The sequence below is a fragment of the Bacteroides sp. 2201st1_D9_2201SCRN_220225 genome, from assembly GCF_040928965.1.
Taxonomy (GTDB): domain Bacteria; phylum Bacteroidota; class Bacteroidia; order Bacteroidales; family Bacteroidaceae; genus Bacteroides; species Bacteroides stercoris.
This window is the reverse complement of record NZ_JBCODG010000023.1, coordinates 21684-28851: the sequence shown is the minus strand read 5'-3', so window position 1 is coordinate 28851 and position 7168 is coordinate 21684. Positions and strand designations below refer to the sequence as shown.

At 48.9% G+C, this 7168-nt stretch carries 9 protein-coding genes; all 9 read right to left on the bottom strand.

Going from position 1 to position 7168, the window contains the following annotated elements:
• The coding region (locus AB5903_RS09565; RefSeq protein ID WP_368117817.1) for a F0F1 ATP synthase subunit gamma at positions 1-547 on the bottom strand (547 nt) is incomplete at its 3' end.
• 62 nt (positions 548-609) lie between these two features.
• Positions 610-2193, bottom strand: a complete 1584-nt coding sequence (gene atpA, locus AB5903_RS09560) for a F0F1 ATP synthase subunit alpha (protein ID WP_368117822.1) — start codon at positions 2191-2193, stop codon at positions 610-612.
• Between the two features lie 65 nt (positions 2194-2258).
• Positions 2259-2819, bottom strand: a complete 561-nt coding sequence (locus tag AB5903_RS09555; protein ID WP_186909416.1) for a F0F1 ATP synthase subunit delta — start codon at positions 2817-2819, stop codon at positions 2259-2261.
• Between the two features lie 18 nt (positions 2820-2837).
• On the bottom strand, positions 2838-3338 hold the full coding sequence (gene atpF, locus AB5903_RS09550; RefSeq protein ID WP_005653917.1) for a F0F1 ATP synthase subunit B: 501 nt from the start codon (positions 3336-3338) through the stop codon (positions 2838-2840).
• Positions 3339-3350: 12 nt separating this feature from the next.
• Positions 3351-3608, bottom strand: a complete 258-nt coding sequence (gene atpE / locus AB5903_RS09545; protein ID WP_005653914.1) for an ATP synthase F0 subunit C — start codon at positions 3606-3608, stop codon at positions 3351-3353.
• A gap of 63 nt (positions 3609-3671) precedes the next feature.
• The gene (gene atpB / locus AB5903_RS09540) at positions 3672-4847 is read right to left on the bottom strand and encodes a F0F1 ATP synthase subunit A (RefSeq protein ID WP_005653912.1); all 1176 of its coding nucleotides are present in this window, start codon (positions 4845-4847) and stop codon (positions 3672-3674) included.
• On the bottom strand, positions 4831-5256 hold the full coding sequence (locus AB5903_RS09535; protein WP_005653908.1) for a hypothetical protein: 426 nt from the start codon (positions 5254-5256) through the stop codon (positions 4831-4833). Before AB5903_RS09535 ends, atpB begins: the two co-directional genes overlap by 17 nt.
• A gap of 34 nt (positions 5257-5290) precedes the next feature.
• Positions 5291-5536, bottom strand: coding sequence for an ATP synthase F1 subunit epsilon (gene atpC, locus AB5903_RS09530; RefSeq protein WP_005653906.1), 246 nt, complete (start codon positions 5534-5536; stop codon positions 5291-5293).
• 20 nt (positions 5537-5556) lie between these two features.
• Entirely contained in the window at positions 5557-7077 is a 1521-nt protein-coding gene (gene atpD, locus AB5903_RS09525; RefSeq protein WP_368117816.1) for a F0F1 ATP synthase subunit beta, read from the bottom strand.
• Between the last annotated feature and the right edge of the window lie 91 nt (positions 7078-7168).

The following is a 7168-nucleotide window of genomic DNA, read 5'->3' as shown; positions in this document are numbered from 1 at the left end:
CCTGCGAGCCCATAGACTTGAAATGATGATAAATCAGCTCCACCTTGTCGACGCGCCCTTCAAGGAACTCTTTCATCAGGAGTCCGGCAAGCTCGTAAGCCTGCACATACGAAGGCTTGTCGGCCATTTCCTGATAACTGCCTTGCGGCTCATATCCCAATTTCTTTACGGCTTCTTCCACTTTCCTGCCTACGGGATACACCAGGATATTCTCCTTGCCCAGCGACCGGTAGTCTTCCAGTGTACGCTCCAGCATCTTTGCCACGTTGGAGTTGAAAGCGCCGCATAAAGACGAATTGGACGAGAATGCCACAATTGCCACCTTCCCTACCGGACGCTCCTCGGTGTAGGGAGACTCTACCGTAACATCCGTACTCAGGAAGTTTGTCAGAATCTCGTTCAGCTTCCGTTGATAGGGCAGCATATTCTCAATCCGCCCCTGTGCCTTATGCAGCTTGGCGGACGCCACCATCTTCATCGCCGAAGTTATCTGACGCGTACTCTTGACGGAGCTTATTCTATTTTTTACCTCTTTCAGTGAAGCCATTTCATATAGTGATTAGGGGTTAGTGATTAGCGGTTAGGGGTTACCGGATGCCTAACTGCCATCTACATAAATTGCTTGGCTGCCTTTGCCGCCGTCTCTTCTATCTTCTTGCAGACATTGTCATCGATGACACCCGACTTCAACACATCGAGCACCTCCATCTGATAATCTCTTTCAAGGAATTCGAGGAAACTGCGTTCAAACTCATTCACCTTGTCCAAAGGCACATCCTTCAGCAAACCGTGCGTGCCGCAATAAAGAATGGCAATCTGCTTCTCTACAGGCATCGGACTGTACTGGGGCTGTACCAGCAAACGGGTATTCTTCTGACCCTTGTCGATGGTGAGCGCAGTAACCGGATCCATATCGCCGCTGAACTTGGTGAATGCTTCCAGTTCGCGATACTGTGCCTGGTCTATCTTCAACGTACCCGCCACCTTCTTCATTGCCTTAATCTGGGCGTTACCGCCTACACGGCTCACGGAGATACCTACGTCGATAGCCGGACGGTTGCCCTGATTGAAAAGGTTGGTGTCGAGGAATATCTGTCCGTCGGTAATGGAGATTACGTTTGTAGGGATGTAAGTCGACACGTCGCCTGCCTGCGTTTCGATAATGGGAAGCGCCGTCAATGAGCCGCCGCCCTTCACTCTGCCTTTCAGGCTTTCGGGCAGGTCGTTCATCTCGCGTGCCACTTCTTCCTGGTTGATAATCTTCGCCGCACGCTCCAGCAGACGGGAGTGCAGGTAGAAGATGTCGCCCGGATAGGCTTCACGTCCGGACGGACGGCGCAAAATCAAGGATACCTCACGATACGCCACGGCCTGCTTGGACAGGTCGTCATAGACAACCAGCGCATGACGGCCGGTATCGCGGAAATACTCGCCGATTGCAGCACCGGCAAACGGGGCGTAATACTGCAACGCAGCCGGGTCGCCCGCCGTAGCTGCCACAACGATGGTGTAATCCATCGCACCGTTCTCGCGCAGTGTATTTACGATAGATGCTACCGTGGAACCTTTCTGGCCGATAGCTACGTAGATACAGTATACGGGGTCGCCTGCCTCGTAGTTGGCACGCTGGTTAATGATGGTATCGATGGCAATTGCGGTCTTACCCGTCTGACGGTCGCCGATAATCAACTCACGCTGCCCGCGGCCGATAGGAATCATGGCATCGACAGCCTTCAGACCGGTCTGCAACGGCTGGTTTACCGGCTGACGGTAAATAACGCCCGGAGCTTTACGCTCCAACGGCATTTCGCAAAGCTCGCCGCCTATCAGCCCCTTGCCGTCCAACGGTTCGCCCAACGGGTCGATAACACGTCCCAACATACCCTCGCCTACCATAATGGAAGCAATACGCTTGGTACGTTTCACCACGAAGCCTTCCTTGATTTTATCCGTAGGGCCTAACAACACAGCACCTACGTTATCTTCTTCAAGGTTCATCACGATGGCTTTGATACCGTTGTCAAACTCCAGCAACTCGTTTGCTTCGGCATTACGCAACCCGTAGATACGCGCCACGCCATCGCTGACTTGCAGCACCGTACCGATTTCGTCCAGTTGCACGCGGGTGTCGATGCCTTCCAACTGTTTGCGCAGAATATCGGAGACTTCGCTTACTTTTATATTTTCAGACAACATTTTATTTAGCAATTAATGTTTAGTGATTAATGATCGGTATTCGGTTATATCACTAACCACTGTTATACAATTCTTCTGTTCTTATCAATGAACTGCTGTTTCACTCTCTTTAGCTGGGTAGCAATACTGGCATCCAGACGGAAATCGTTGATGTCGAATATGAATCCGCCTTCGATTGAAGGGTCAACATCGGTCTGTAACTCCATTTTGGCATGTAGCAAATGGGAAGCGCTATTTCGGATGCGTTCCCAAATCTCACGACTTACGGGTACGGCAGTCGTCAGTTTCGCTACACCGATATGTCTGCTCTTTCTGTATAAGTCCAGATAGCTCAAACAGATATATTGCAGAAATGCCTCACGCCTGTTTTTTAATATCAGCGTAACGAAACGGGACAATTCCTGCCCGGCAGGAGCATCCCCCACTGCTGCGGTACAGATAAGCGAGAATTTCTCCTGTACCGGCAGTACAGGGTTCTCCAATGCCGCACGCAAATCAGGATGCTTCCTGAAGCTCCTGCTCAACGTGCGCATTTCCGTATACAGCCTGTCTTCCGTACCCGTGCTCTTGGCATACTCCATGAGAGCCTTTGCATACCGCATCGAAACAATTCCTATATCCATTTTTCCAAAGATTAATGATTAGCGATTGGCCGTCAGCATTTCGTCCAGCATACGGTCAATCATTTCCATCTGGTCTTGCTCTTTGTCCAGATTATGACGGATTATCTTCTCCGCAATATCTACCGATAGTACAGCAACCTGACGGCGGATATCACGGATAGCTTCTTCCTTCTCTTGCTGAATCTGCTGTTTCACATCATCCAGCTCTTTCTGTGCAAGGGCTTCGGCATGTTTACGCGCCTCGACAATAATCTTGTCACGCTCGTGCATTGCTTCCCGCATGATGCGCCCCTGCTCCTTGTTTGCAGCAGCAATCAACGCATCACTCTCCTCTTTCAGTTTGGCGAGCTGGGCGTTTGCCTGACGTGCCACTTCCAGCGACTGGTCTATGTAGGCCCTACGCTCTTCCACCATTTTCGTAATGACGGGAAAGCCGTATTTGGCCAGTACCACAAAAACCACGCCGAATGAAAGGAGCATCCAGAACAGCAGACCACTATCAGGTAATAACAATGACATAATTTATTTTTTTTATAAGAAGAATACCAACAGACACACAACAACCGCCAACAATGCAACACCTTCAATCAAGGCGGCGGCAATAATCATGTTCATACGAATATCTCCCGATGCTTCCGGCTGGCGTGCAATGGCTTCCATGGCAGAACTACCAATCTTGCCAATACCCATACCTGCACCGATAACAGCCAAACCAGCACCCAGGGCAGCGCCCAATTTACTAACTCCAACACCTGCCGCAGCAGCTTGCAATAATACAGATAGTAACATAACTTTCAAATTTTAAATTGTTATTTTATTAATGTTTATATTCCAGATAATCTTATCATTTTCTCATTTTATTGCCTTCTTCTCACCGGCTTTCTCCGTGTGCTCTTCCTGTGCCAGACCGATAAACACCGCCGACAGCATGGTAAATACATACGCCTGGATAAAGGCCACCAGCAATTCCAATCCGTTCATAAAGATATTGAACAGCACTGAAGCTACCGTCAGCGAACCGTTCAAGGCAGGCCCCATACTCGCCGATATGAATATCAGACATGTAAGCACCAGCATCGCCATGTGTCCTGCCAGCATATTGGCAAAAAGACGTATCATCAAGGCAAACGGCTTCGTAAAGATTCCGAAGAACTCGATAAACGGCATCATGGGCACAGGCACTTTCAGCCACCAGGGCACATCGGGCCAGAAAATATCTTTCCAATATGCCTTGGTTCCGAAAATATTAACGGCAAGGAATGTGCAAACGGCCAGCACCATTGTAATTGCAATGTTACCGGTGACATTTGCCCCGCCCGGAAACACCGGAATCAATCCCATAAGGTTGTTTATGAAGATAAAGAAGAATGCAGTAAGCAAGTAAGGGGCAAACTTACGGTACTTCGGTCCTACACAGCTCTTTATGACATCATCATTCACCATCATAATGAACATCTCCATAAACCCGACGAAACCGCCCGGAGCCGCACTGTCCTGAGGATGCCTGCGATACCAGCGGGCAACGCTCAGTACAATGACTATCAATAATACACTGTTGATGAGCAATGCCAGCGTAACCTTCGTAATGGATATATCCCACGGGCGCACCTCATTGCCTGCTGCATCGTGCTCCACCAGTTTTCCTTCGTACTTGCTGCCTTCCGGAGCAATGGAAAGTCCCTCGTAACTGCCTCCGTTCTCCTCCAGACGGGAAGAAAGGAATACGTGCCACCCCGTTGTGCCGCTATATACAATGACGGGCAACGGAATGATAACCTTCGTTTCTCCGAAATCGGTGATGTGCCATTCGTACGAATCGCCGATATGCCCGAACACGATTTCCTTTACGTCTACCGTATTCTCCTCTTGCTCGGCAGGAGTCACATCGTCACGTTGGGCCATGCTGTCGAGTTCGGCCACAAGGCCGTTTTGCGCTGCGGGAATACTGTCGGCCTGCATAGAAACGGCAGGTAATGATAACCCACATGCCAGCAATACTCCGGTTAGTATGTTACGCAATTGTTTCATTTTCTTGTCTCTTTTTCTTTTTCAGCTTCCGGTTCATTTCAAAAGTGAAGAAAAACCAGGAGTCATAAGTCAAATATATCAGATAGTTAGCGATGAACGTCAACAGGAACTCTTTTGCTTCCTCACGCACTGCAACGCAATACACCAGCATCACAATAATAGATGCAAGCATCCGCATAACACGCATCAGCAGATATATCTGCAACATCCGCCCCGGCATCCGGTAACGGCAGCTTTCAACCATGTTTATCATAAACACGCCGAAAACAAGGAAGAAGGCAGGTATCAGCGGATAACCGCCGAAATAGTGGTGCGGGAATACCGAATAATAAACCCATCCGCCTATGCCGCCCACCAATACCGTTAGAAGCGCCACTTGCCACAAATAGTTCCGTTTTGTTATACTCACATCAATCCGATTTAAGGTTGGTAATCAAAAAGAGTCAGTCTATACAAACCGAAACTCTGTTGCTGTTCATCTCTACAAAACCGCCATGAATATCCAGTGCACGTTCTTCGCCGTCTTTCGTTACATAAGCCAGCGTACCTGCTTTCAACGACGATACAATGGGTGCATGTTGCACCAGAATAGTAAACGAGCCAAGCGTACCCGGCAATGTTACACTATCTACTTCGCCTGTGAAGATTTCCTTTTCCGGCGATACAATATCCAAATGCAGTCCTTTCATCTTTATAGTCTACTGAATTTTTATTTCTTTGCCTGTTCCAGCAATTTCTTTCCTTTCTCTATTGCTTCCTCGATAGTGCCGACATTCAGGAAAGCCGGTTCGGGCAGATAATCGACTTCACCGTCCAGAATCATTTTAAACCCTTTAATGGTATCTTCTATAGAGACCATTGTACCGGGAACTCCGGTAAACTGTTCGGCCACAGCAAAAGGCTGTGACAAGAAACGTTGTACACGGCGGGCACGATTCACCAATGTGCGGTCGGCATCCGAAAGTTCTTCCATACCGAGGATAGAGATAATATCCTGCAACTCCTTGTTGCGTTGGAGAATCTGCTTTACGCGCTGAGCTACTTCGTAATGCTCCTGACCTACGATATGCGGGTCGAGAATACGAGAGGTAGACTCCAACGGGTCGACAGCCGGATAGATGCCAAGTTCGGTAATCTTACGGCTCAATACCGTTGTTGCATCCAGGTGCGTGAAAGTAGTGGCGGGTGCAGGGTCGGTCAGGTCATCGGCAGGAACATATACTGCCTGTACGGAAGTGATGGAACCGTTGCGTGTAGAAGTAATGCGTTCCTGCATAGCACCCATTTCCGTTGCAAGTGTAGGCTGATAACCTACGGCCGAAGGCATACGTCCCAATAGGGCAGACACCTCGGAACCGGCCTGGGTGAAACGGAATATGTTATCAATGAAGAACAATATATCGCGCGGACCGTTCGATTCAGACCCCATGTCACGGAAAGATTCGGCTACCGTCAAACCGGACAACGCAACCGACTGGCGCGCACCCGGCGGCTCGTTCATCTGACCGAATATCAGGGACACCTGCGATTTGGCCACTTCGTCATAGTCCACTTTGGAAAGATCCCAATGACCTTCTTCCATTCCTTTCTTAAACTCTTCGCCATAACGGATTACACCGGATTCAATCATCTCCCTCAACAGGTCGTTACCTTCACGGGTACGCTCTCCCACTCCGGCAAATACGGAAAAACCGTTCTGCTTCTTGGCGATATTATTGATTAACTCCTGGATGAGTACCGTCTTGCCTACACCCGCACCACCGAACAGACCAATCTTACCGCCCTTACTGTATGGCTCCAGCAGGTCGATAACCTTGATACCCGTATAGAGTACTTCTTGTACGGTAGTCAAATCTTCAAATTTAGGGGGTTCGCGGTGGATAGGATAGGCACCTGTACGGTCCAGTTCTTTCATTCCGTCGATAGAGTCTCCTACGACATTCATCAGACGGCCTTTGATTTGCTCTCCTATCGGCATAGTGATCGGTCCGCCCAACGGGTAAACTTTCATGCCTCTCTGCAGACCGTCCGTACTATCCATAGCTACGGTTCTTACGGTGTTTTCACCAATGTGCTGCTGTACTTCCACAATCAGCCTTTTACCGTGACTTTTTCTTATTTCCAGTGCGTCGTGAATGCTTGGCAGCATCAGCTCTGCCTCTGTTCCTTCAAAATAGACGTCTACAACAGGCCCGATAACCTGAGAGATATGTCCAACAATCTGTGACATAAGCAATCTTTTTATATTCTGTTTTCTTAATTATTTCCAGTAAAATTGTAAGTCGCCGCATAGAATCTTCCATCAGTCATGTCGCGTCTTT